Below are 25,071 nucleotides of genomic sequence, written 5' to 3' on the forward strand. Positions count from 1 at the left end.
ACCAGGCACACAGCGGTCTTCACCGGTTTACTACCGACACCGCCGGATCAGGGCGCATGAAGTGCCGACGGGAGTACCCGGAGCAACCCCCGCGCCGAGCGGATGTCGGATGCTCTCCTCGCGCGGCGCCAGTCCGTGCCTGCTTCTCGGGCGCGCGGTACCCAGCCCGCGCGCGTTCCGTGCGGCGCTCGGCCCGGCTGCCACCGCGAGTGCTCGTGCGGGGTCCGGGCTGCAATCCGCTGCAACGTTGAGTGGGCTCGCCCCCTCTCCCTACATTCGTGGCCTGGGTTACACGGCGTGAGACGAGAACCGTCCCGAAGTCTCGTCACGCTCGGGGCCTGAACCTGTGCGGCCGGCCCTCGGACAGAAAGTAGAGGAGAGCAATGGCGCTGAACAAGAGTGCATTACTGAGCGCGTATCGGAAGATGTCGGAGATCCGCGAATTCGAGGACCGGTTGCACGAGGAGAACGCGACCGGCGACATCCCGGGGTTCATCCACCTGTACTCGGGGCAGGAAGCGATCGCAGTCGGTGTGTGCGAGAACCTGAACGACACCGACTACATCGGCTCCACCCACCGCGGGCACGGCCACTGCATTGCCAAGGGGTGTGACCTCGACGGGATGATGGCCGAAATCTTCGGCAAGAACGACGGATTGTGCCACGGCAAGGGCGGATCGATGCACATCGCCGACCTGTCGGTCGGCATGCTCGGCGCGAACGCGATCGTCGGCGGTGCCCCGTCGCTGGCGATCGGCGCTGCGCTGAGCGCCAAGACCCTGGGGAACGGCGGTGTCGCGGCCTCGTTCACTGGCGACGGCGGATCCAATCAGGGCACCGTATTCGAGGCCATGAACATGGCGGTCGTGCTCGAGTTGCCGATCGTCTTCGTCATCGAGAACAACGGATTCGGTGAGGCCACCGGCCGCGACTATGCGGTCGGCACACCGAGTATCGCTGGGCGGGCCGCGTCGTTCGGGATGCCCGCCACCACCGTCGACGGTACCGACTTCTTCGAGGTCCACGAGGCAGCGCGCGAGGCGGTCGAGCGAGCCCGCAGGGGAGGCGGTCCCTCCACCATCGAGGCGGTGGCACACCGCTGGCACGGCCACTTCGAGGGCGACGCCCAGCTGTACCGCACCGCGGACCAGGTCGCCGAACTCCGCAGGACCCAGGATCCGCTGGTGAAGTTCCGCGCGAAGGTCGACGGCAAGAAGGTCACCGCGAAGGAACTCGATGCGATCGACGCCGAGGCTCGTGAACGGGTCGACGTCGCCGTCACGAAGGCGCGAGCTGCCGAGTACCCGCCGCTGACGAACCTGCTGACCGACGTCTACGTGTCGTACTGAGAGAGAGAACGAAAATGACCACGTCGAAGACGACATATCGCGAAGCGATCAAGGCCGCACTCGCACAGGAGATGCAGCGGGACGCGACGGTCGTGCAGATCGGTGAGGACCTGCGCGGTGGTCACGCCGGCACCAATCCGGAACTCGAGTCCGGGAAGGTGGAGGCGTTCGGCGGTGTGCTGGGGGTGACGAAGGGTCTGTGGACCGAGTTCGGTTCCGACCGTGTCATCGACACCCCGATCACCGAGTCCGCGATCATCGGCATGGCAGCCGGCGCTGCTCTGACCGGGCTGCGGCCGGTGGCCGAGTTGATGTTCATGGACTTCTTCGGAGTCTGCTACGACGCGCTCTACAACCAGGCGGCGAAGTTCCGGTACATGTTCGGCGGCAAGGCCCGTACCCCGCTGGTGGTGCGGGGCATGATCGGCGCCGGATTCTCCGCCGCCGCTCAGCACTCGCAGTCACCGTACAACGTGTTCGCCGCCGTTCCCGGCCTCAAGGTCGTCGCCCCGTCGAACGCCTACGACGCCAAAGGCCTGCTGATCCAGTCGATTCGCGACGACGATCCGGTCGTGTTCTGCGAACACAAGACACTCTACGACGTTAAGGGCGAGGTTCCGGACGAGCCGTACACGATCCCGTTCGGTGTCGCCAACTACACCCGTGAAGGCACGGACGTCACGATCATCGCGCTGTCGGCGATGGTGAACGCCGCCAACACCGCCGCGGACAAGCTGGCCGCCGAGGGGATCTCCGTCGAGGTCGTCGACCCCCGCACGGTGTCGCCGCTCGACGAGGAGGGCATCCTCGAATCCGTGGCGTCCACCGGCCGGGTAGTGATCGCCGACGAGTCCGCGGCGCGCTGCGGGTTCGGTCACGACGTCGCCGCGCTGATCGCGACGCGTGCTTTCGGGTCACTGAAGGCGCCGATCGAACTGGTCACCCCGCCGCACACTCCGGTGCCGTTCTCCCCGGTCCTCGAGCAGGCGTGGCTGCCGAACGCGGCTCGGATCGAGGCCGCCGTCCGCAAGGTTGTGAGTGCCTGACATGAGTGAGATCAAATTGATCGAAGTTCCGAAGTGGGGCCTGTCCATGGAGGAAGGCACCGTGGCGGAGTGGCTGGTCGAGGAGGGAGCGTCCTTTTCGAAGGGCGACCTGATCTGCGAGATCGAGACCAGCAAGATCGCCAACCAGTTGGAGGCGCCGTTCGACGGGGTGCTCCGACGGGTCGTCGCCAAGCCGGGGGAGACGTTGCCGGTCGGTGCGGTGCTGGCGGTGTCGGCCGAGGCTGCAGTCTCCGACGCCGAAATCGAGGAATTCCTCGCCGGCATCGGGGCGGATCAGGTGCCGACCCCGGCCGAGTCCGGGCGCTCACCGGCCGGACAGCCCGCCCCCGCGCAGCCGGATCTCGAGAGCAGCCCGCCGGCGCCGGCGGCCCACGAATCGGTACCGGTGACCGGGGCGACCACCGGGTCCCGTCAGCGGCCCGGTGCGACGATCGTTCCCGATGCCCTGCGAGGACGGACGAACGGTGACGTGTTCGCGACCCCGCACGCCCACCGCTTGGCGGACGAGTTGTCGATCGACCTGGCCCGTGTGACGGGGACCGGCCGGGACGGCCGGATCTCCGTTGCCGACATCCACGACACGATCCGGGCGGCCGGTGGAACCGTCGCACAACCGCCGTCGCCGACGCGGTCAGGTATACCGGGACGTTCCTTCGAGGACGACAGCACCGTCCCGGCCACCCCCGTGGCCCGACGTCTGGCCGCATCCCTCGGGATCAACCTGCACGACTGCCGGGCCACCGGGTCACGCGGCCGGGTGTGTGAGGCCGACGTCCGCGAGGCCGAGCGCCGGTTCCGGCTGCAACCGGAAGTCGTCGCAGCGCCCGAACCCGTCGCGGAGGCGGAGTTCGAGACGATTCCGTTCACCGCGATGCGCAAGGCGATCGGGCAGCGGTTGCAGGAGTCGAAACGCAGCGCCCCGCACTTCCGGCTCACCGCGGACCTGCAGATCGACGATCTTCTGGCCTTGCGGGCAAAGATCAATGCAACCGTTCCGGCCGTCAAGCTGTCGGTCAACGATTTCGTCGTCAAGGCGTGTGCCGCAGCGCTGCGGAAGGTGCCCGATGTCAACGTTCAGTTCGACGAGGCGACACAGTCGGTGCTGCGCTATGCAAGTGCCGACATCTCGGTGGCTGTCGCACTGCCGTCGGGTCTGATCACCCCGATCGTGCGCGGCGCCGACGGCAAGACTCTCGCCGAGATTTCCGGGGAGGTGCAGTCACTGGTGACCAAGGCCAAGACCGGGAAACTGGCGGTCGACGAGTTCCAGGGCGGCACCTTCACGGTGTCCAATCTCGGCATGTTCGGTGTGCGGGAATTCGACGCGATCATCAACCCACCGCAGGGCGCCATCCTCGCGGTCGGTGCCGCACAGGAGCGTCCCGTCGTTGTCGACGGTCAGGTCGTTGCGCGCACGATGCTCACCGTCACGCTCTCGTGCGACCACCGGGTGATCGACGGCGCGCTCGGCGCGACCTTCCTGCGAGAACTCCGGCGTTTCGTCGAGTCACCCGCGCTGATGCTGGTCTGAGAGGTACACCATGACAGAGAAATACGACGTCCTCGTCGTCGGCAGCGGGCCGGGTGGCTATGTCGCCGCAATCCGTGCCGCGCAGCACGGTCTGCGCACCGCCGTCGTCGAGCGGGACCGGCTCGGCGGGATCTGCCTGAACTGGGGGTGCATCCCTACCAAAGCGTTGCTGCACGGTGCCGATGTCGCCCACACGCTGGCGAACCTTCGGCCGCTCGGGTTCAGTGCGAGTGGTGTGGAATTCGACATGGCACGCCTCGTCGAGTTCAGCCGGTCGGTGTCGGGGCGACTGTCCGACGGCATCGGCTACCTGATGAAGAAGAACGGCATCGACGTCGTCCGGGGGTCGGCGCGGCTGCTCGACAAGGGAGTCGTCGCAGTGACGGCCGCGGACGAGTCGGTGTCCGAGTATCGGGCCGACCACGTCATCCTGGCCACCGGAGCCCGGCCGCGTTCGGTTCCCGGTGTCGTGCCTGACGGCGACCGGGTCTGGACATACTTCGATGCTTTGGTCCCGTCGGAGCTGCCGAAGTCATTGCTGGTCATCGGATCCGGTGCCATCGGCGTCGAATTCGCGAGTCTGTACAACGATCTCGGGACTGACGTCACCCTCGTCGAATTGGCCCCGCAGATCATGCCGGTCGAGGATGCTGCCGTCGCAGGCCATGTACGGCGGCAGTTCGAGAAGCGAGGCATCGGGATTCACACCGGCGCCTCGGTGTCCGAACTGACGGTCGGCACGGATGCCGTCACCGTGGCCGTCCGGTCGGCCGACGGAACGATCGATGAAGCGACCGTGGACAGAGTTCTCGTTGCGGCCGGAATCCAGGGCAACGTCGAGAGTCTCGGCCTCGAGGAACTCGGTGTCGAAGTCGATCGCGGATTCGTCACCACCGACCAGTGGTGTCGCACTACCGCATTCGGCGTGTACGCGATCGGTGACGTGGCGGGCGCACCCTGCCTCGCCCACAAGGCCAGCCACGAAGCCGTGCTGTGTGTGGACAAGCTCGCCGGTGCGGATCACGTCCGGCCGTTGGACCGCGACTACGTTCCGGGCTGTACCTACGCGAGGCCGCAGGTCGCCAGCCTCGGTCTCACCGAAGAACGAGCGCGTGCGACCGGCCGTCGCCTGCAGATCGGGCAGTTCGATCTGCAGGCGTCCGGAAAGGCGCGCGCGATCGGCGAAGCCGACGGCTTCGTGAAGACGATCTTCGACGCCGACAGCGGCGAACTCCTCGGTGCCCACATGGTCGGCCCGGATGTCACCGAGCAGATTCAGGGATTCGGCATCGCTCGATCCCTGGAGGCGACCGCCGACGATCTCGCCGAGGTCGTCTTCGCGCACCCGACACTATCGGAGGCGATGCACGAATCGGTTCTGGCCGCACTGGGCCGTCCGATCAACATGTAGCAAGTCCCGCCGAACCGCGGACCCGGGTGGGACCGTGGTTCGGCGGGAACTCACGCCCAGGAATCGAACAAAACGTGAATCCCATACCTGGAACATCACCCGAGGGGCCGGTTCCGTCGGGCCGCAGATTGCTTCGACTGGAGGTCCGCAATGCGCAAACCCCCATCGAACGCAAGCCGAACTGGATCAAGACCCGCGTCAAGACGAGTCCTGCGTACGCCGAACTCGAGAGCCTGGTCGAACGCGAAGGACTGCACACGGTGTGTGCGGAAGCCGGCTGCCCCAACATCTTCGAATGCTGGGAAGACCGCGAAGCCACGTTCCTGATCGGCGGTCGGCAGTGCACGCGCCGCTGCGACTTCTGCCAGATCGACACCGGCAAACCCACCGACCTCGACCGGGACGAGCCCCGCCGCGTCGCCGAGTCCGTGCACGCGATGGGACTTCGGTACTCCACCATCACCGGGGTTGCCCGCGACGACCTGCCCGACGGCGGCGCCTGGCTCTACGCCGAAACCGTCCGACAGATCCACGCCCTCAACCCCGGGACCGGCGTCGAGAATCTCGTCCCCGACTTCAGCGGAAGGCCCGACCTGCTGGCCGAGGTGTTCGACTCCCGGCCCGAGGTGCTCGCCCACAACCTCGAGACCGTGCCGCGGATCTTCAAGCAGATCCGCCCCGCGTTTCGCTACGAACGCTCGCTCGGTGTGCTCGCCGCGGCCCGCGACTTCGGCCTGATCACCAAGTCGAACCTGATCCTCGGTATGGGGGAGACCCCACAGGAAGTGCAGCAGGCGATGATCGACCTGCACGATGCCGGCTGCGACATCCTCACCATCACCCAGTATCTGCGTCCCTCGCCGCGGCACCACCCGGTAGAGCGGTGGGTCGAGCCGGAAGAATTCGTCGAGTACTCGAAGGCCGCCGAGGAGGTCGGTTTCGCCGGCGTCCTGGCGGGGCCGCTCGTGCGTTCCTCGTACCGCGCCGGCCGCCTCTACGCCGACGCCATGGCTCACCACCGCCGTGAACTCGCGGCTCCCCTCAGCCATCTCGCCGAAGCGCACCCGTCAGGAGATTGACCACATGAGTTCCGCTATCGAAGACAACCGCATCATCGAATTCGCCCGTCGCGGGCTGCCGTACGGGGGCGGAAGTCCCGGCGACCTTCTGGTCGAATTCGGTATGACCCCAGCCGATTATCTGATCCGGTTGGGTGAGATCCTCGACAGCCCTGTCGCCTTACGACTGCACCCCCGGCTACGTGCGGACCTGCGCAACTTCGTCGCTGCGCGCACCCCTGCGCCGCGCGCCGCGCCGAATCGGAGCGACCAGGTTCGGAGAGGATCCCGGTCCGCCGCGGTGTGAGCCCCGGGAGCAGGGCACGCGTGCCCCCGGATTCGTCGACACGGAGGCGGCGGGGTTCGGAGCGAGATGTTCGCAGGCGGAATGTCACCTGATCACACGGACTTCGACACCGTCCGCGAACCGGTACGGCTGGGGCGTCAGCACTGGGCCGAGGCTCTTGCGCAGCCGGGAGACCTCGGCGCGGACGGCAACGATGTGGTCCCGGTCGCCGAACAGGGCCTCGCTCAACGACGCGGCATCGATACCGGCCGATCGGGTACGTGCCAATACCCTCAGAATCTGCGCGTGCCGCGGTGACAGGGCACGCGTCCGTTCCATCTCCCCCCGCACCGTCGCCCGAGGGGCCGCCCCCAGGTCGAGTTCGAGTTCGATGGCCGTCCGTTCCGTGCGGCGGCGCACCAACCATGCGTCACCGAGCGGTTCGGGTACGCAAAGTCCGAGACCGGGCACGAGCAGCGGTCGGTCGGCCTCCGGTGATGCCAGTCGTTCGGGAACGCCGATGCCGCTGGCTGCCACGACCCAGCCGTGACCGTCCACGACGACAGCAGGCCCGCACGTCCTTGCGAGAACCGGCGCCGCGTCAGTACGGAGCCTTTCGAGGTGGGCGGCATGCTCGCGCCAGAGCATCGACTCAGCCAACCGCACAGCCGTCTGCACGAGGGCCACGGTGGCCGGATGCACCGACATCGCCGACCCGCTGAGATCCAGTACGCCGAGTACCTCGCCGGAGCGTGGATCGTGGACCGGTGACCCCGTACACGACCAGCCGTAGTGGGACCGCGCATAGTGTTCGGCCGAGAAGAGCTGTACCGGAGCGTCCTCGACCAGCGACGTGCCGACAGAATTGGTGCCTACCGACTTCTCCGACCAGCGGGCGCCTTCCACGAATCCGAGGACGTCAGCTTCCCTCTGCACGTCGCGTGCACCCTCTCGCCACAGCACCACCCCGTCCGAGTCGGCGACGACCACGATGAAGTTCGCGTCGCTCGCCACCTCGGTCAAGGCGCCGCGTAGCTCGGGCAGAACCGACCTCAGGGCACTTCGTGCACGGCGAGCTTCGAGTTCGGAGACGTCCGCGAGTACGACGTCCTCACACCGGGCGGGACTGACACCGTCTGCCCGAAGACGCGACCACGACCGGGCGACAACGTCACGCGGAGGCACCGGCGGCGTCCGACCGGACATCACCGCGTCGTGGACGTCGCTCAACAATCGGGCGCGTCGCGACAAGTCTTCACCGGAACCGAAAGCGAGCAACCGTTGGCGCGCCGAACTGGCCCTACTCACACCGTTCAGCCTACCGTCAGGAGTGTGAGCCGCACCATGGCCCCTGCCGTCTGCGGCCATCACGAACGCGGAAGTCGTCGACGATCTCACACACTCGTCGAGGAGTGGTTCGTTGCCGGCGCCTGCGACGGATTCAACCTGATGTGTCCGGCGTATCCGGATTCGCTGGACGACTTCGTCGACCTCGTCGTCCCGGAACTGCAGCGCCGCGGCCTGTTTCGCGCCACGTACCCGGGCACCACGTTGCGCGACAGTCTGGGACTGTGGTCCTTCGCGTAAAGGCGCTCGGGTGATGGCGCCGCTCGGGTAGTGGACAGCGGGTTATGGGTCCTGCTCGTCGAGCACCCGCCCGATGAAGCCACCGAGTCGAGTCTCGAGGTGGCGGATCCGAGTCTCGGTGGGCAGTGCTCGATCGGGCTGATTGCCGGGCAGTGGCAGCAGCTCTCGCACATACAGTGAGCACGCGAAGTTGCTGCACATGTAGGTTCCGATGCTGTTTCCGGCCTTGCCGCCGGCGCCGGCCTTGCGTGCCGTGAACAGCGCCGTTCCGCCGATGCGGTGAACGGCGTGGCAGATGGTGCACATCGTGCTGCGCGGCCGGGAGCTGTCGGTCTCGGCCTGTCGCAACTCGATTCCGACCACCTGCCCGGCGTGCTGGGCAATCAGATACGCGCGAAGCGGGGCTCGGGGGTCCGTCCAGCCGAAGAAGTCGAGTTCCGCCCAGCGCACGGTGTCGAAGTCGGGCGGGAACGTCACCGTCCTGATCTTGCTGCGCGAGCTGTTGACGAACGATCCGAGGACGTCGTCGCGGGACGGTGCCTGCATCACCACTATTCCTTCCACGTTTGATTCATGAAACAAGTGGAGTATAAACTCGCGGGCATGGGTCGCCACAAGGATGTCGAGCGTCGGCGCGCACTCCTCGAGGGCTGCTGCGCCTACGCCGAGGAGCAGGGGCTGTTCGGTCTCACCCTCCGCCCGCTGGCCGATCGGCTCGAAACGTCGACCCGAAATCTCCTCCACCACTTCGGCAGTCGTGAGAACCTGATCGTCGAGATCGTCGACCGCACCCTGGTGACCCATCTGACCGCGTCGCGGGATCTGCTCCTGCGGATCCGCGATCTCTCGGCCGACGAGTCGTCGCCGTCGGCGACCGCCGCCCACGTGACCGCCGTGATCTCGCAGGGGCTCGAGATGGCGTGGGCGGAAGCGCACACGCCGGATGGGCGCCGGCGAACCGCCATGTTCTTCGAGATCTATGCCGCGGCGACGCGGGATCCCGAGCTGCAGCAGACATTCCTCGTCCCGGTGGTGACGGAATGGGTCGACCCCATGGCCGCGGCGATCGAGGCCGCGGGCGCGTCACCGGGCGCGGCCCGGTCCGTCGCCTCGCGCATCCTCGCGGCCCATCGAGGTCTTCTCCTCGAGGATCTCGCGCTCGGCTGCAACGTCGCCACCGATGCCGCGCATCGGGACGCCGTCCTGGCGGTCCGTACCGAGATCTCCCGTGCGACTTCCTCGGGCGGGGAAGGGGTCCATGACCCGGCGGAGTGAGCAGCCCGCCAGTCGTTCGTCACGATCTCGTTCGCACCGCTGTTCCGGGCTTTCCCGGCGTCGCCGGGGTCGCCGGCCGGCCTGGTATCGAGCCCCGGCTCGATCGGCTGACCGGCACGAGCTGCCGGACCTTTCCTGGGCAACTGTTCTCACCAGGCTTGCAATCTTCGACACACCGGTCTTGCTAACGATAACGATTATCAGTAGCTTCTGTGGCGCTGGGTATTGCGGGAGATGCGAGCGGAAGGCCACGTGTGGCACACCTACTGCTGGTGGAGAGCTGGGTCGGCGCAATGGGAACGTTGCTGCCGAGAGCGATTGCCGACCTGGGAGTCGAGTTCACGTTCCTGACCCGACGGCCGGAGCACTACCCGGACACCCTGCCGGACGGTTCCCCGCATCCGCTGCGTCTCGGTCGCGCGGTAGCGACTGCCGAGACCAACGATCCGGCTGCCGCACTCGAGGCGGCGCGGCGGATCGATGCCGAGGCAAGGATCGACGGCGTCCTCACCAGCTGCGACTACTACCTGCCGACCGCCGCGCGAATTGCCTCCGCACTCGGACTTCCCGGTCCGACACCCGAGGCGATCGAGACCGCCTGCGACAAGGCGCGCACCCGGGCGGTGTTGGATTGCGTCGGTGTCCCGGGGCCGCGGCACACCACCGCGTCGGTCGACGACACGATCCGGCTCCGTACCGCGGCCGAGTCGGTGGGATTCCCCTTGGTGGTCAAACCCACCGATCTGTGTGCGGGAATGTTCGTGCGACGCGCGGACAGTTGGCTGGATGTCGAGTCGGCGGTGCACGCGCTGCGGGGGTTCGAGATCAATGCGCGCGGGCAGCGGCGGAACTCGACGGTGTTGCTCGAGGAGTTCCTCACCGGCCCGGAATTCAGTGTGGAGAGCTGGATTTCGCGCGGCAAGGTCCACACGGTCGGCGTGACCGACAAGAGCTTGGGTGGGGCGTCGGGTTTCGTGGAGACCGGGCACATGTTCCCGGCCGACCTGGCTGAGGGGGACCGCGCGAGAGTGGTGGCCGCCGCGGAGGAGGCGATCGATGCGGTGGGTCTCGATCACGGTGTGGTGCACACCGAACTACGCCTGACCGCCGCCGGGCCGCGGATCATCGAGATCAATCCACGGCCGGCCGGCAATCAGATCACCGAGCTGATCCGGCATGTGAGCGGAGTCGACCTGCCGCGGGTGGCGGTCGAGCTCGCACTGGGACGCGAGCCGATCGTCCCGACGGTCCCGGACGAGGACCGTGACGGCGGACGGCCCTCGAGCGCAGCCGTGAGCATGCTGGTGCCGACGAGGGCGGGTGTTGTCACCGGAATCGAGGGAGTGGACACCGTCGCAGCCGATCCGTCGGTGGTCTCGGCGGCGTTCAAGGGGCCCGGTCACCGAACCACGCCGGGAATGGACAACAACAGCTACCTGGGCAGCGTCGTCGTCATCTCGCCGGAGCGGTCCGGGGCCCGCCCGCTGGCGGAGCGCCTGTTGTCGTCGATCTCCGCCACATACGGCGAGGAGCCGGCGTCATGACCGCCACCTCAGCGATCGGTACCGTGACGAACGGTCGCCTGGCTGCGCTTCTCGAGCGCTACCGCACCGACCCTGCCCGGCGTCCCGCGCGCGACGTGGTGGTGTCGGTTGCGTTCACCACGTCACAGGGAGTACAGCACGGCGGGCGCAGTGGCGGCTACCGCAACCAGGTGATCTCGCTGCGGGTGGGGGCTGCGACGGGCTCGTGCGCGGTCGAGCCGGGCTCGGTGGATCCGGAGATCGTGCACGCGTGCGCAGGGGTGGCGGTGGCCGATCTGCTGCACCATGCCGAGATCGCCGTGCAGATCGCCGCACTCGACGCTTACCTGACGCACCAGCGCCCGCACTCGGGTGAGCCCCGCGCAGTGACGGTGCAGCTGGATTCCGGGGATTCGCTGCAGCGCTCGCTGGCCCGGGCGCATCACGTGACCGGGCTGGTCGACGCACCACCCGACGGGCGGGTGCTGGTGATCGGAGTGGTCAACTCGCTGCTCGTCAGCTTGCGCGAGCGCGGGCTGCGGTACGTGCCGTGTGATCTGAAGGGCGGCACCACCGAGTGGGGTGAGCCGATCGTTACCGACTTCGCCGAGCATCTCGACGAGTGTGATGCGGTGCTGGCCAGCGGAATGATGCTGGGCAACGGCACCGTCGACACCTTGTTCGCGCGGGTGGCAGGGTCCGGCCGGCGGCTTCCGGTCACGATGTTCGCCCAGAGTGGCGCCGCGGTCGCCCGGGAGTTGCTCGGACGCGGCATCGACGCACTCTCCGCCGAGCCGTACCCGTTCTTCTGGCTGACCGGGGACGCCGGCCCGATCTACCTGTACCACGGGTCGCGTGCACGATGACCGTGATCGATTCGCCGGCGCGGGTGGGGAACAGCCCACTCGTGCGCATCCTCACCCCGGTGCCGAACCCGCATCCGGGCTACTTCGCGAAGATCGAGTCGCTCGGCTTCGGTGGGCTCAAGGCGCGGTCGGCCCTGTCGATGCTGGCCGGTGCCCGGCGACGCGGGGAACTGCGTGACGGCGCGCGGATCGTCGAATCCACCAGCGGCACTTTGGGGGTCGGGCTGGCATACGTGGCACAGCCACTCGGCCACCCCGTCACCCTGGTGGTGGACTGCGAGCTCGAACCCGCCATGCGCAATCTGCTGTGCGCGCTGGGTGCCACCTTGGAGATCGTGGGCCGTCCGCACCCGGAGGGCGGGTGGCAGCAGGCCAGGCTCGACGTCCTGCACCAAATTCTTGCCGCCGACCCGGATGCGTACTGGCCCAACCAGTACGACAATCCCGACAACGCCGTGGGCTACCACGGGCTCGCCGACGAGATCGTCGCGGGCCTGGCCGCACAGGGTATCGAGCGGGCCGAGGTGCTTGTGTGCAGTGTGGGCACCGGCGGCCACAGCAGCGGAGTGGGTCTGCGGTTGCGGCAGGTGTGGCCGGACCTGCGGATCATCGGGGTCGATGCGGTGGGGTCGACGATCTTCGGACAGCCTGCCGCCTGCCGGGTCATGAGGGGACTGGGCAGCAGCGTGCATCCGGGCAATGTGCGATACGAGATGTTCGACGAGGTGCACTGGGTCGGCCCGCGCGAGGCCGTGCACGCCTGCCGCAGCCTGGCGCGGGACGGGTTCCACACCGGCGGCTGGTCGACGGGTGCGGTGGCCACGGTGGCCGGGTGGGCGGCCACCCGCTGGCCGGGCCCGGTGGTCACCGTCTTTCCGGACGGCCCCGACCGCTACCTGCGCACCATCTTCGACGACGACTGGTGCGCTCGGCACGGCCTGCTCGCTCCGCCGCGAACACATCCGCACGAGATCGCCGAGTGCGGTGACCCGGCGGAGTGCTGGACGCGGTGCGAATCCGTGCGGGCCCCGCACCCGTCGGCGAGGGACCGGATGGAGACGGCGCGATGAGCCTGACCTGGTCGGTGAGCACCCTCGCCCTGGCCCGGCCGTTCCGGATCAGCCGGGCGGTGATGTCGTCCCGCCAGGCGGTCACGGTCACCGTGACCGATCCCGAAACGGGATCGTGCGGCCGCGGCGAGGTCGTCACCTCCGTGTTCGCGGGCCTGGACGTGCACCACATCGAGACCCAGCTGCGGGCAGTCGCGGCGTACTGCGGTGCCCGAGGGATCCCCGAAACGATTCCGGCACAGGTGCACCCGGCGGTTGCCGGCGCCGTGTGGTCCGCCGTCGCCGACTACCGGGCACGTGTGAACAGGCAGACGGTCGCTGCGCACCTCGGGTTGCCGCTGCCCGCCGAGATCCCGATCTCCCGCACCCTCGGAATCGGTGCGCCCCAGGACATGGCCGCCGAGGCCGCCGAGTTGTCCGGGCGTGGGTTCGCTCTGCTGAAGGTCAAGACCGACGCCGACCCGACCGAATCGGTACGGCGGCTGGCCGCCATCGCCGCTGCCGCTCCAGGCGTGGATCTGATCGTCGACCCGAACGAAGCGTGGACCGCGGCCACCGCCCTGTCGGTGCTCGCCGACAGCGGTGGTCTGCCGATCGTCGCGCTCGAACAACCGCTGCCGGTGCACGACCGCGACGGAATGCGGGAGCTGCGCAGCCGCACCGATCTTCCGCTCGTCGCGGACGAGGCCGTCCACGGCCTGGCGGACCTGGACGAGCTGACCGGCCTCGCGGACGTGGTGAACATCAAACTCGCCAAGTGCGGCGGCATCTACCGCGCCCACGCACTGGCCGCGGCGGCCGGCGCGCGCGGAATGGAGGTGATGCTCGGCTGCCTGGTGTGCAGCTCGCTGGGTATCGCCCCCGCGGCGCAGCTGGCGTCCCTGGCCCGATGGTGCGACCTGGACGGGCACCTGCTGCTCGCCCGAGACCCGTGGGCCGGCCTCGGGGGTGAAGACGGAAAGCTGCGCCCGAGCGGCCTGCCCGGACTCGGCGTGTACCGACCCGACAACGAGGAAACGCGATGACCGGCACCGACTCCCCGGCAGGGACATTCGCTCTGCTGCGCAGCTTCCCCCGCTCGGTACAACTGCTGGTGCTCAACCAGTACGGCGTCAACACCGGCTTCTACATGCTGGTGCCGTACCTGTCCATGCATCTGACCGGGAACCTGGGTCTGTCCCTGACGATCACCGGCCTGGTCCTCGGGGTGCGTACCCTCAGCCAGCAGGGCTTGTTCCTGATTGGGGGGACCGCTGCCGACCGGCTCGGACCCCATCGGGTCATCATCGCCGGCTGTGCCCTGCGGTCGGTGGGCTTCGCAGTGTTCGCTGTGGGCACCAGCGTGCCGCTGCTGCTTCTCGCCTCAGTTCTGTCGGGATTGGCTGGGGCTCTGTTCAATCCGGCCGTGCGCTCCTACATCGCGGTCGCCGAACCCCGGCGCCGGGCGGAGGCGTTCGCGGTCTTCAACGTCTTCGCACAGGCGGGGGCACTGTCCGGACCGCTGATCGGCAGCGCGCTGCTGACGGTGGACTTCCGTACCGTCGCCGTCGCCGCGGCGGCCGTCTTCGCCGCCCTCACCCTGGCGCAGTTGCGGTTTCTGCCCTCCCACCCGGTGGACCGCGCCGAGACGACGGTGCTCCGCGGCTGGGGTGCGGTGCTGGCCGACCGCCGGTTCGTGCTGTTCACCGTGACCATGCTCGGGATGTTCGCCCTGCAGACGCAGATGTACCTGGTGTATCCGGTGCTGGCCGGGCGGATCACCGACTGGAGTGGGGCAGTGGCGGTGCTGTTCCTGTCCACCACCGTCTTCGGTCTGCTCGCCCAGGTGCGGCTGACCCGATGGTTCGATCGCCACACCAGCCGGGGCACGGCCATCACGGCGGGGCTGATGTTGATGGGCGCCGCGTTCGTGGTGGCACTGCCGGTCCTGTGGGGCGAACCCTCCCACGGCGCGGGACGGATCGGGCTGACGCTGGCGCCGTTGTTGCTTTCCGCCCTGATCCTCGAAGCGGGCATCCTGATCGCGCAGCCGTTCGTGATGGAACTGATCCCGGCATACGGGGCGTCGAACATCTCCGGAACTCTGTTCGGGATGTTCTACCTGGTCTCCGGGGTGGCCGCCGCCGGCGGCAATGCGTTGATCGGGTACGGCCTCGACCTGGGCAACGGGTGGCCCGGTGCGCTGGTGTGCGTCGCCCTTGCGTGGGGTTCGGCCACCGGGATCTGGCTGTTGCACCGCCGCGGCCTGCTCGCCGACCAGGCCGGAGCGCGGACATGACCACGGCTGCAGGGGCTCGGAACCTGTTGACGGACAACCCCGCTCTGTACGAGGCACGATTCCCCGACCCCGACCACAGTGCCGCCCGGTTCGTCGACGACATTCTCGCGACCTACCTGACCTCCGACGACGCGGCGCCGCGGACACACCCGGCGACGGTGCTGGACCTGGGCTGCGGCACCGGCCGCGACCTGGGATACCTGGCCCGGCGGGGATACCGTTGCCTGGGCATCGACCAATCCCCGGCGATGGTGCGATACGCGCAACAACAGTATCCCGGCGTGAGAGCCGCGGTCGGCGACCTGCGCACCTTCGAGGTCGACGCGAGCGTCGACGCCATCGTCTGCCTCGACAGTGCCCTGCTGTACTGCCACACCGACGCCGAGCTGGAATCGTGCCTGCGCTGCTGCCGCAGGCACCTACGTCCCGGTGGGTTGCTGATCGCCGAAATGCGCAACGGCGCCTTCTTCCTCGGCAACCCCGAACTCCTCGACGGCCCCACCCACTCGGCCTTCTCCTGGCACGGTCACACCTGGCGGGCGGAGACCACCCTGTGGATCGACCACGCCGCACAGCTGCTACGCCGCCGCCGGCAGTGGCAGATCCCCGAGTGCACCGAGCCCCTCGTCCAAACCTCGGCGTGGCGGCTGCTGTTTCCGCTGGAGCTGACCGGCCACCTGCAGCGCGCCGGATTCGTGGTTCGGGCACTGTTCGACACGCCCGGACCCCGCACCGAGACCGGCTGGCCGGGACGAGGAACCGATCTCGGCGGCACTGCTCTCTGCGGCGACCGGCTGCACGTGATCGCCGAGGCCGTCTGATTCACCCCCACGCTCCACCCCGACCCGCTCGATCCACTGCCCGAGGAGATACCCCGATGAATCCGATTCCCCTGCCACCGCTTCCGCACCTGAGCCGGCGCTCGTTCCTCGGACTCGGCGCCGCCGCCGGCGCCGTACTGCTCGGCGCATGCAGCACGAGCGGCGAGACCGCCCCCGCGGCCACCGCCGCGCCCCGGGACGGCGGCCGACTGCGAGCGGTGTTCGCCGGCGGCGGCGCACAGGAGGTGTTGGACCCGCACAAGACCAACCTGTACGCCGACGTCGCCCGCGCGAACGCGCTCTACGACAAGCTCGTCGAATACGGCGACGACCTCGGTCCGGTACCGCGGCTCGCCACCGCCTGGCATCCGAACGCCGACGCGACCACCTGGACGGTGGAGCTGCGCCCGGCGGTCTTCCACGACGGCCGGCCGGTGCGCGCCGCCGACGTGCTGTACTCCTACCAGCGGATCCTGGACCCGACGAACGCACTGCGCCCGCGGGCCTCTCTCGAGGTGATCGACATCGCGCGCTCCCGAGCTCTCGACGACCACATGATCGAATTCGTCTGCGCCCGCCCGTGCGGGGAACTGGCGAACGTGCTGGCCGCGTTCGGCGCCTACATCATCCCGGAGGGCACCACCGACTTCAGCCGTCCGATCGGCTCCGGGCCGTTCACGTTCGTCTCGTTCGAACCGGGTCGCTCGCTCGTCACCGCGCGATTCCCCGACTACTGGGACGGCGCCCCTCACGTGGACGAACTCGAGATCCTCACCGCTCCGGACGAGACCGCACGGATCAACGCCCTGCTCGGGGGGCAGGTCGACTACGCCGACGACCTCGGTGTCACCTCGGCGCGCACCTACGAAACCGATGCCCGGATGCAGATCCTGCGGTCCCCGCGCAGCGCGATGTCGGCGTTCGCGATGAAGGTGGACCGGCCACCCTTCGACAACGTGGATCTGCGGCGGGCGATGTTCGCCCTCGTCGATCGCGACGAGCTGGTCACCACCGTGCTGGGGAGCACCGGTGTGGTCGGCAACGACCTGTTCGGCAAGGACTTCAAGTACTACGCCGCCGACCTGCCGCAGCGCACCATGGACCTGGACGAGGCCGAGGCCCTGATCCGCAAGGCCGGCGCCCGGAACACCACCATCGAACTGCAGACCACCGGCGCCACCAATGGATTCGTCGAGGCCGCGAACATCCTCGCCGAACAGGCCGGTCGCGCCGGACTGCGCATCGACGTCAAGGTGACGGAGGGATCGACCTATTGGACACACACCCTCGACGAGGGTGTGTTGTCGAGTTTCCGTTCCGGGGCCATGCCCATCGAAACCCACTTCGCGCAGCGGATGCTGTCGACCTCGGCGAAGAACTACACCCAGTGGCGCCGCCCCGAGTTCGACGCATTGTTCGCCACCGCCAGCGAAACCACCGACGAGAACATCCGGGCCCGCGCATATCAGCAGATGCAGTCGCAGCTCCACAGCGAGGGAGGTCTGCTGGTGTGGGGCTTCTCCGACGGCCTGCACGGGATGGCGCCGCACCTGGCGGGGATGGCCGAGAACGCGCCCAGCAACACCCTCGGGTACGCCCGCTTCGACAGGGCCTGGCTTTCGTGATGCTCGCCCGCTACGCCGGTACCCGCCTCACGGTGGGACTGGCCCAGGTGCTGGGCGTACTCGTCGTCGTCTTCTCGATCGCCTCCGCGCTGCCGGGGGACGCTGCGGTGGTGATCGCGGGCGATGACGCAGATCCGAGGCGGATTGCGCAGCTACGCGAGCTCCTCGGGCTGGACCGGCCGCTGTCCGTGCAGTTCGGGGACTGGCTGACCGGTCTGCTCGGCGGCGACCTGGGCACCTCCGTGGTATCCGGTCGCCCGGTCACCGCGATGCTGGGCTCGGCGCTGGCGCCGACGCTGACCCTCGCCGCTCTGGCGTTCGTGGTGCTCGTCCCGCTGGCACTGCTCCTCGGAGTGGTCGCCGCGGTGCGCCGCGGCCACCGGATCGACCGGGCCGTCACCGCCCTGACCGTAGCGTTCTACGCGGCACCGGAATTCGCGTTGGCGATCGTGCTGGTGGCAGTGTTCGCGGTCGGGCTGGGATGGTTCGCGCCCACCGCGGTCGGCGCCGGCGGTCCGTTGCTGATGCAACCGGAGCTGTGGGTGCTGCCCGTACTGGTGCTGGTGATCCGCCCGGTGTGCTCGCTGTCGCGGTTGGTGCGCTCGTCGCTGATTACCACCCTCGACACCGAATACATCCGGCACACCCGTCGCCTCGGTGTGCCCGTGCGCCGGGTGATCTGGCGGCATGCCCTGCCGGGCTCGCTCACCCCGGCGGCACAGCATCTCGCGCGGGTCGCCGATTGGCTGCTCGGCGGGGTCGTGGTCGTCGAGGCGGTGTTCGCGCTCGGCGGTCTCGGGCAGTTGCTGGTCAGCGCGGTCAGCAGCCGCGACATTCCGCTGTTGATGGGATTGGTGACGGTGTTCGCGGTGATCACGGTGGCGGTGAACACGGTCGCGGACATCGCGGCGTTCCAGCTCAACCCCACGGCCGGACTGGCATCGTGACCGGCTCCACGCTTCTCGAGCGTGCGGGTGGGCGGTCCCGGGTGCGCGTCGGGGCTGCCCTGACCGCGGTCCCGCTCGCGGTCGCGCTGCTGGGGCCCCTGTTCACCGAACCCGGTGCCCGTGGCCCGGCGTTCACCTACGGGGACCAGTGGCTCGTGGGAACCGACTCCGAGGGGCGCGACCTGCTCACGCAGGTCCTGCTCGGGGGGCGCTCGCTGGTGCTGGTGGCCGCGGCATCCGTGGCCCTGACCTACCTGCTCGCCGTGCCGTGGGGGGCAGCTGCCGCGACCGCTCGGGTACGGATCGTCGACGAGATGCTGATGCGCCCCCTGGACCTGCTGCTGTCGCTGCCGTCGATCATGGTGCTGCTGCTGGCCGTTGCGCTCACCGACGCCGACCTGGTCGTTCTGACAGTCACCGTGGCGGTGCTGCTGTTCCCGGATGCGGCGCGTCTGGTGCGGGCATCGGCGCTGCACGCCGCGCACACCCCGGCCATGGAGGCGCTGCTGCTGCAACACGAAACCTGGTGGCGCCGGCACCTCGGCTATCTGGGACGATCGCTGCTCCCGGTCCTCGCGGCAGACGCAGGACTGCGGTTCGTCGGGGCGATCTACCTGGTTGCCTCGGCCAGCTTCCTGGGGGTGAGCGCGGACTCCGCCGGCACCGACTGGGCCGTGATGATCGACCGCAACCGCGCGGGCCTCGCCCTGGTCCCGTGGGGTGTCGTCCTGCCCGCGGCCCTGATCATCGCCTTGGCGATGGGTGTGAATCTGCTGTTCGACTCCGGCGCTCGCGCGGTAACACGCGAGGTGTCGACGAGGAAGTGGCGATGACCGAGGTAATCCCGGCGGCCCCGGCCGCCGCTGTGCCCAGCGGCACCATCCGAGTGCGCGGTCTGACCGCACGGACACGGGATCGGCTCCTGGTCGAAGGCGTCGACCTGGACATTCCCGCCGGGGTGGTCACCGCGCTCGTCGGGGCCTCCGGGAGCGGCAAGACCACTACCGCGCTGGCCTTGATGGGCGAGCGCCGCCCGGGGGTCGAAGTGACCACGACCGCCCTGGACACGGGCGGGGCACGGTTCGGGTATGTGCCCCAGCACCCCTCCTCGGCGCTGAACCCGGCCCTGCGGATCGGTACCGTGCTCGACGACATCGCTCGTGCCGGCCGACGGCACGGGCATCCGGTGACCGTGGCCGACGCACTCGAACGTGCAGGATTCGCCGATGATCCGGGCATGCTGCGCCGTTACCCGCATCAACTGTCGGGCGGACAGCAACAACGACTGGTCATCGCCCAGGCTCTGCTGACCGACCCGACATGCCTGATCCTCGACGAACCCACTACCGGGCAGGACCCGGCTCGTCGCACGGCGGTCCTCGACGAGATCACCCGACTTGCCCGGCAGGGCCTGACGATCGTGCTCGTCACCCACGACCTGGACGCGGTCCGCGCGGTCGCCCAGCGTGTGATCGTCATGGGCGGCGGCCGGGTGCTCGAGACCGGTGACGCCGCGATCCTGCCGGTCGCCGCCCCGCGGATCCCGCAGACACGCGCCGACAGCGCTGATTGCCGCCCGACCCGGGCCGACGCCCGGTTGATCCTGGACGCCGTCTCGGCGGGGTACCGCAACACCGAAGTTCTGCAGCGTTACTCGCTCTCGTTGCAGCCGGGCGAATGTCTGGCACTTCACGGCCCCTCGGGTTGCGGTAAGACCACCGCGGCTCGGGTCGTCGCGGGCTTGCACCCACCCACGGCCGGGCGGGTTCTTCTCGACGGCCACCCGTTGGCCGCATCGGTACGGCGACGGACCCGGCACCAAGCGGCGGCGATCGGGTACGTCTTCCAGGACGCCAAGGCGGCCTTCGACCCATACCGCAGCGTGTGGGATCAGATCCTGCGCGGTCCGACACGCCTGCGCGGTGCCACCGGCCCGGAAGCGGCCGCGGCGGCCCGCCGCGCGCTCGACCAAGTGGGTCTGGCCGAACGGATCACCCGACAGCATCCCTCCGCACTTTCCGGCGGCGAGGCCCAGCGCGCCGCCCTCGCCCGTGTCCTGGCGGTCGAGCCGTCGCTGCTCATCTGCGACGAAGTCACCACGGGACTCGACCCCGCATCCCGACAGCGGGTGCTCGACATCTTGTCCGATCTCGTACGAACACAACGCATATCCCTGCTGATGATCAGCCACGACGGCGCCGTGGTGGACGCGGTCGCCGACCGGATCGTCGACATGACGCTCCCGGCCACGAACGGGGAACCGCCGTGAGCGCGCATCGCCGCGTCCGTCGCCGAGGAAACCCGATTGTATCCGCACCGAGCCCGAACCGGACAAATCACTCGCGTTCGGGGAGCCGGTTGTGTCAGTCTCTCGGACATGACCGTGCACGACGCCCTCACCATCCGTACCGCCACCGACGACGACTGGCCGGCCCTGGAGCTGCTCGACTCGGTGGCGTTCGGGTATCACCCCATCGATGCCGATCGGACGCTGCTTCGTCCGATGTTCCGCACGGAGAACATCGTGGTGGCGACCGAGCGGGGGGCGCCGATCGGTCAGGCGCTGTATCTGGACATGGAGCTCACCGTGCCCGGCGGGCACCAGGTCCCGGCATGTGGTGTCAGCTGGGTTTCGGTCGCTCCCACGCACCGTCGCCGCGGCGTGCTGCGGTCGATGTTCACCGAACTGCACCGCCGGATGGAGGCGACCGGGGCACCGCTGGCCGCCTTGACCGCCAGCGACGCCGGCATCTACGGGCGCTTCGGATACGGTCCGGCCACCGTCGCCACCGAGGTCACCGTCGATCGGCGCTTCGCTCGATTCCGCGAGGACGCCCCCGATCCCGGCGGGGTGGTCCTTGCCGACGCTGTGACGGCGGCCAACCAGTTGCCGGAACTCTACGACCGGTGGCGGTTGCGCACGCCGGGAGCGCAGGCACGTCCGAAAGCCGAGTGGGACTACACCTTTGCCGATCCCGAAGAGCGCCGCGACGGCGCCTCGGCGCTGTTCTTCCTGGTTCATCCCGACGGGTACGCGACCTTCCGCCGCAAGGGATCCGACGCCGAGCCGGTCGCGGTGGTCGAGGAGTTGGTCGCGATCACCGACGACGCTCACGCCGCGCTGTGGCGCACCCTGTGCGGACTGGACCTGACCCACCGCATCGAAACCGTCCAGCATCCCGACGATCCGCTGCGCCTGCTGCTGACCGACTACCGCCTGCCGCGCACCACCTCCCGGGTGGACGAGTTGTGGCTGCGGATCATGGACGTGCCGGCCGCGTTGACCGCCCGCGACTATGCCGCCGATCTGGACACCGTGCTGACGGTCCGAGATCCGTTCCGCAGCGCCGGGGGCACTTTCGCGTTGACGGTACGCAACGGCCGGGCCCGGTGTGTCCGCACCGACTCGGCGCCGGTGATCACGCTGGATCTGGACGCGCTATCCGCGTTGTATCTCGGCGCGCACAGGGCCCGCACATTTGCTGCCGCCGGCCGGGTGGAGGCGCGCAGCGCCGGTGACATCGACGACCTGGACCGCGCATTCGACGTCGCCCGCCCCGCAATGTTGGGCTGGCACTTCTGAATCGAGCGCTGACCTGTGTCTTATCGGCACAGTGCGGGGCTCTCGTGATCTGGTCGGATTTCTCGAGTTGTGACCTTCAGCAGTCGGCGGGCCGGGAGGGCGCCGCTCAGACACCCGAGTTAGGGGTCAGGGCTCGGCCGGGGGCACGACCTGCTGACCCGGGTGTAGGCGTGCCTGCAGCTCGATCCCGCCGCCGGTCGGTGCCGGCGGCAGCGCACCGTCCACACCACCAGCACCCACAGTGCCGCCCGGGGCGTGCCGAGCCTGGAGCCGATGACGTCGACGGTGGCTGTCGATGCCATGGTCAGCCACACCAGCACGATCACCGAGGTTACCGCCGCGAGCCCGCCACACCTCCGGACTGCGCGGACCGGCGACGCGTCAGCTCGGCGACGTCGATTCGACGACGTGTTCAGGTCAATCGGCGACCAGTCGCGCCGACCCGTAGCGTCCTGCGCCGTGCTCTCGTTGTCGACGGATCACGTAGCAGCCCGGAGCGATACCCGTCGCCCCGTGCTCGGGGTGAAGAAGATACGCCGTCCCGGTGGTCTCGACGATGCCCAGAGCGAGACCCATGGTGTCCCGGACGGGCGTCGTCCACGTGCAGGTGCCCTCGTCGGCGACGAGGGAATGCGGGTTGCCGCCGGCGGCGCTCCGCAGCAACTCCACTCCCGACCGTGGCACCCGGATGGAGCGCGCCCACGGTGTGCGTTCGACGGCGGCACCGACCACCGGGTAGGGGATGACGATCAGATCACCTTGGGCCTGGAGACCACCGGTCACCGGGACGGTGACCTCCCGGTCCAGGTGGTCGAGGACGTCCAGCCCGCTGAGGGCCGTGAGGTCGGACAGTGTGAGTTCGGAATGCATGGGATCACCTTGGTGGGGTTCAGGTTCGGCGAACGAGTTGTGCATAGTCGGTACCGCTGATGCCATAGGTCCAGCCCGCGGCGTCCAGAGCGGACGGAACCCATTCGGGGACGTGAAGGCCGTACCGGCGCCGTTGCCCGTCGCGTTCGACGGAACCGTTGACGACGAGCAGGATCCGGCCGGGGCGACCCCAACCGGTCGGTGATGCATACAGTCCGAGCGTGCATCCCGGGTTTCCCGGATCGTCTGCATGGTCCACGAGTGCGAGCGCAGCCATGTCGATGTACCTGTCCCAGCCGATTCGCTCGACAGCGCATCGGCGGACCTCGACATTGCGCTCGTCGTTGATCCGCTCGACGGTGGGATCGAGGACGACCCAATCGGGAACGACGGTGCCATGTTGCACGAAAACATGGCTGCCGTCCGAGAATTCGAGCGCCGGACGATCGGGGTGGTGTAAGCGGCGTTCGTTGTGGACGCCCTCGGGTGTGGGTTCGGTGTGCACGGCGGTGGGCCGTTCGGCCATGACGCAGACTCCGTCGAACGCCCACCACCACCCGGTGGCGCGGACCAGTGCGGCCTGAAGATCGAGAAGGTCGTCGTTGCGCGACTCGAAGCTCGCGAGGCCGAAGCGTCGGACCGTGTCGTAGTACGCGACCCTATGTGCCTCCTGTTGCCCGTACCAGGTGACGCCGGGAGTCGGGCGCGGCCACAGTGTGCGTATCGCCGTCGCGACACCGACGTACAGAGAGGTCCGCAACGAATCCCACACGGCCGCACGAACGAGCGGGTCCGGCCGGTGCCGCCGAAGTATGCGCGCGTCCATCCGGTCACGGGACGCGGACCAGAGTGCGGCGATCCCTGCCGAAGGGTGTGCAGGCTTTCCGAAGCGCAGCGGGGGGACCGATAAGCCTTCGTCGGCAATCAACTGCAGTGCCGCTGGGGGAGAGGGTACCCAGACGAACTCCGGTTCCTCCAACCCCGCTCGTCGGTAGAGTCCTGCGACGGCGGATTCCGCGGAGGGCCGGTCGGAAGGTCTCGTACACAGTCCTTGCGCGAGCCAATGGTCGCGCCGGACGGACACCGCGGCGGCAATCGCGTGAGGATCGGTGATTCTGGTGGACAGGGTGCGGTGTGGAACCGCTGATGAGATCGGCACGGCGCTCACCGGATGGTGGCGGTGGCCGCCTTTCCTGTAGTCATGGTTATCGAGGATGGCACGGGAAGGCTCTGGGCGCAAGCAATTGTCCCGCCCAGGCATTCGGACGTGGACGAAGAACGGCGCCTACTTCATCGGCCGATCGTGACCGTCATCGATCGTCGTACGGGACTGCTGCAGAAGGGCATTCTCGGAGCTACCGCCGCGTCCAGGGCAACGGATCGACACATGGGCAACGGCGCGCGCGTCAGCCGATCTGCTCGAAGAGGGACACGATGATGCCTTCGGGTCCACGCACGTAGGCCATCCGCACGCTGTTCTCGTACTCGCCGATGCCGCCGATGAGCCCGTATCCGTCCGCAGCCACCGCATCGACGGCCGCTTGGAGGTCGCCGACCTCGAAGGACACGTTGCGCAGCCCGAGCTCGTTGGCCATCGCCAAGGGTGATCCGGGCACGTGGTCGGGCTTGACGAAGGTTGCGAGCTCGAGTCGGGTCCCTCCGTCGGGCGGCCGCAGCATGGCGATCTCACAGTGCGCTCCGGGGATGCCGCAGACGGTCTCCACAAACTCGCCCTCCACGGATCCGGTGCCCTCCACTTCGAGACCCAGTCCGACGAAGAACGCTGTCACCGAGTCGAGGTCCGCGACGGTGATGCCGATGTGGTCGAAACGTTTCACGTGCGCCATGGGATCGATCCTCCGATTGTCGTTGTGCCGATGCTGGGACGGAGGCGGGTCTGGGATCTCGACATGTTCTTGCCGCA

23 protein-coding genes and 1 pseudogene are annotated in these 25,071 nt (G+C 68.5%); 19 read left to right on the plus strand and 5 right to left on the minus strand.

Features of this window, described 5'->3' with window-relative positions; translation table 11 throughout:
- Nucleotides 1-383: 383 nt before the first annotated feature.
- The 6 genes from JYA75_RS09055 (at nucleotide 384) to JYA75_RS09080 (ending at nucleotide 6,723) form a co-directional block, all read left to right on the plus strand.
- A complete protein-coding gene (locus tag JYA75_RS09055) occupies nucleotides 384-1,349 on the plus strand; it encodes a thiamine pyrophosphate-dependent dehydrogenase E1 component subunit alpha (RefSeq protein ID WP_006944220.1) in 966 nt (321 codons plus the stop codon).
- 14 nt (nucleotides 1,350-1,363) lie between these two features.
- Nucleotides 1,364-2,395: an alpha-ketoacid dehydrogenase subunit beta gene (locus JYA75_RS09060; RefSeq protein WP_017679840.1), complete on the plus strand. Its 1,032-nt coding sequence runs from the start codon at nucleotides 1,364-1,366 to the stop codon at nucleotides 2,393-2,395.
- A 1-nt stretch (nucleotide 2,396) separates the two neighbouring features.
- Nucleotides 2,397-3,947 carry a 2-oxo acid dehydrogenase subunit E2 gene (locus JYA75_RS09065; protein WP_203329901.1) on the plus strand — a complete coding sequence of 517 codons (1,551 nt, stop codon included), beginning with the start codon at nucleotides 2,397-2,399 and terminating at the stop codon, nucleotides 3,945-3,947.
- A gap of 10 nt (nucleotides 3,948-3,957) precedes the next feature.
- The gene (gene lpdA, locus JYA75_RS09070) at nucleotides 3,958-5,358 is read left to right on the plus strand and encodes a dihydrolipoyl dehydrogenase (RefSeq protein ID WP_050035887.1); all 1,401 of its coding nucleotides are present in this window, start codon (nucleotides 3,958-3,960) and stop codon (nucleotides 5,356-5,358) included.
- Nucleotides 5,359-5,432: 74 nt separating this feature from the next.
- Complete coding sequence (gene lipA / locus JYA75_RS09075) at nucleotides 5,433-6,437, plus strand: lipoyl synthase (protein WP_044476367.1); 1,005 nt, start codon at nucleotides 5,433-5,435, stop codon at nucleotides 6,435-6,437.
- 4 nt (nucleotides 6,438-6,441) lie between these two features.
- Complete coding sequence (locus JYA75_RS09080; protein WP_006944226.1) at nucleotides 6,442-6,723, plus strand: DUF3263 domain-containing protein; 282 nt, start codon at nucleotides 6,442-6,444, stop codon at nucleotides 6,721-6,723.
- A gap of 84 nt (nucleotides 6,724-6,807) precedes the next feature.
- On the opposite strand, the gene JYA75_RS09085 is transcribed toward JYA75_RS09080, so the two are convergent.
- Nucleotides 6,808-7,935 carry a GAF domain-containing protein gene (locus tag JYA75_RS09085; protein ID WP_203330165.1) on the minus strand — a complete coding sequence of 376 codons (1,128 nt, stop codon included), beginning with the start codon at nucleotides 7,933-7,935 and terminating at the stop codon, nucleotides 6,808-6,810.
- Between the two features lie 171 nt (nucleotides 7,936-8,106).
- On the opposite strand from JYA75_RS09085, the pseudogene JYA75_RS09090 reads away from it, so the two are divergent.
- Nucleotides 8,107-8,289: pseudogene (locus JYA75_RS09090) on the plus strand (LLM class flavin-dependent oxidoreductase); the annotation flags it as partial.
- 42 nt (nucleotides 8,290-8,331) lie between these two features.
- Here JYA75_RS09090 and JYA75_RS09095 read toward each other — a convergent pair.
- Nucleotides 8,332-8,835: an FBP domain-containing protein gene (locus JYA75_RS09095; protein ID WP_203329902.1), complete on the minus strand. Its 504-nt coding sequence runs from the start codon at nucleotides 8,833-8,835 to the stop codon at nucleotides 8,332-8,334.
- A gap of 57 nt (nucleotides 8,836-8,892) precedes the next feature.
- Here JYA75_RS09095 and JYA75_RS09100 point away from each other — a divergent pair, with 57 nt between their 5' ends.
- From JYA75_RS09100 to JYA75_RS09155, 12 genes are all read left to right on the plus strand, one after another.
- Nucleotides 8,893-9,564 (plus strand): TetR/AcrR family transcriptional regulator, encoded by a 672-nt coding sequence (locus tag JYA75_RS09100; protein ID WP_152103879.1) that lies wholly within the window; start codon nucleotides 8,893-8,895, stop codon nucleotides 9,562-9,564.
- 254 nt (nucleotides 9,565-9,818) lie between these two features.
- The gene (locus JYA75_RS09105) at nucleotides 9,819-11,108 is read left to right on the plus strand and encodes an ATP-grasp domain-containing protein (RefSeq protein WP_006944236.1); all 1,290 of its coding nucleotides are present in this window, start codon (nucleotides 9,819-9,821) and stop codon (nucleotides 11,106-11,108) included.
- The gene (locus tag JYA75_RS09110; protein WP_203329903.1) at nucleotides 11,105-11,953 is read left to right on the plus strand and encodes a hypothetical protein; all 849 of its coding nucleotides are present in this window, start codon (nucleotides 11,105-11,107) and stop codon (nucleotides 11,951-11,953) included. The genes JYA75_RS09105 and JYA75_RS09110 overlap by 4 nt, the downstream gene beginning before the upstream one ends.
- Nucleotides 11,950-13,023, plus strand: a complete 1,074-nt coding sequence (locus JYA75_RS09115) for a pyridoxal-phosphate dependent enzyme (protein ID WP_029545965.1) — start codon at nucleotides 11,950-11,952, stop codon at nucleotides 13,021-13,023. The genes JYA75_RS09110 and JYA75_RS09115 overlap by 4 nt, the downstream gene beginning before the upstream one ends.
- A complete protein-coding gene (locus JYA75_RS09120; protein WP_065923388.1) occupies nucleotides 13,020-14,048 on the plus strand; it encodes an enolase C-terminal domain-like protein in 1,029 nt (342 codons plus the stop codon). Before JYA75_RS09115 ends, JYA75_RS09120 begins: the two co-directional genes overlap by 4 nt.
- The gene (locus JYA75_RS09125) at nucleotides 14,045-15,301 is read left to right on the plus strand and encodes an MFS transporter (protein WP_006944254.1); all 1,257 of its coding nucleotides are present in this window, start codon (nucleotides 14,045-14,047) and stop codon (nucleotides 15,299-15,301) included. The genes JYA75_RS09120 and JYA75_RS09125 overlap by 4 nt, the downstream gene beginning before the upstream one ends.
- Complete coding sequence (locus JYA75_RS09130) at nucleotides 15,298-16,122, plus strand: class I SAM-dependent methyltransferase (protein WP_006944257.1); 825 nt, start codon at nucleotides 15,298-15,300, stop codon at nucleotides 16,120-16,122. Before JYA75_RS09125 ends, JYA75_RS09130 begins: the two co-directional genes overlap by 4 nt.
- A 56-nt stretch (nucleotides 16,123-16,178) precedes the next feature.
- A complete protein-coding gene (locus JYA75_RS09135) occupies nucleotides 16,179-17,747 on the plus strand; it encodes an ABC transporter substrate-binding protein (RefSeq protein ID WP_006944259.1) in 1,569 nt (522 codons plus the stop codon).
- Nucleotides 17,747-18,694, plus strand: coding sequence for an ABC transporter permease (locus tag JYA75_RS09140; protein WP_043798608.1), 948 nt, complete (start codon nucleotides 17,747-17,749; stop codon nucleotides 18,692-18,694). Before JYA75_RS09135 ends, JYA75_RS09140 begins: the two co-directional genes overlap by 1 nt.
- Entirely contained in the window at nucleotides 18,691-19,527 is an 837-nt protein-coding gene (locus JYA75_RS09145) for an ABC transporter permease subunit (RefSeq protein WP_203329904.1), read from the plus strand. Before JYA75_RS09140 ends, JYA75_RS09145 begins: the two co-directional genes overlap by 4 nt.
- Nucleotides 19,524-20,963 (plus strand): ATP-binding cassette domain-containing protein, encoded by a 1,440-nt coding sequence (locus JYA75_RS09150; RefSeq protein ID WP_029545951.1) that lies wholly within the window; start codon nucleotides 19,524-19,526, stop codon nucleotides 20,961-20,963. Before JYA75_RS09145 ends, JYA75_RS09150 begins: the two co-directional genes overlap by 4 nt.
- Nucleotides 20,964-21,071: 108 nt before the next feature.
- The gene (locus tag JYA75_RS09155; RefSeq protein WP_006935090.1) at nucleotides 21,072-22,277 is read left to right on the plus strand and encodes an enhanced intracellular survival protein Eis; all 1,206 of its coding nucleotides are present in this window, start codon (nucleotides 21,072-21,074) and stop codon (nucleotides 22,275-22,277) included.
- Between the two features lie 417 nt (nucleotides 22,278-22,694).
- On the opposite strand, the gene JYA75_RS09160 is transcribed toward JYA75_RS09155, so the two are convergent.
- From JYA75_RS09160 to JYA75_RS09170, 3 genes are all read right to left on the minus strand, one after another.
- Nucleotides 22,695-23,147, minus strand: coding sequence for a hypothetical protein (locus tag JYA75_RS09160; RefSeq protein WP_050035883.1), 453 nt, complete (start codon nucleotides 23,145-23,147; stop codon nucleotides 22,695-22,697).
- Between the two features lie 19 nt (nucleotides 23,148-23,166).
- Entirely contained in the window at nucleotides 23,167-24,315 is a 1,149-nt protein-coding gene (locus tag JYA75_RS09165) for a DUF6745 domain-containing protein (RefSeq protein WP_203330167.1), read from the minus strand.
- 238 nt (nucleotides 24,316-24,553) lie between these two features.
- A complete protein-coding gene (locus JYA75_RS09170) occupies nucleotides 24,554-24,994 on the minus strand; it encodes a VOC family protein (RefSeq protein WP_203329905.1) in 441 nt (146 codons plus the stop codon).
- Nucleotides 24,995-25,071: the final 77 nt, after the last annotated feature.

Origin of the sequence: Rhodococcus sp. PSBB066, from assembly GCF_017068255.1 — a bacterium.
GTDB lineage: Bacteria > Actinomycetota > Actinomycetes > Mycobacteriales > Mycobacteriaceae > Rhodococcus > Rhodococcus aetherivorans.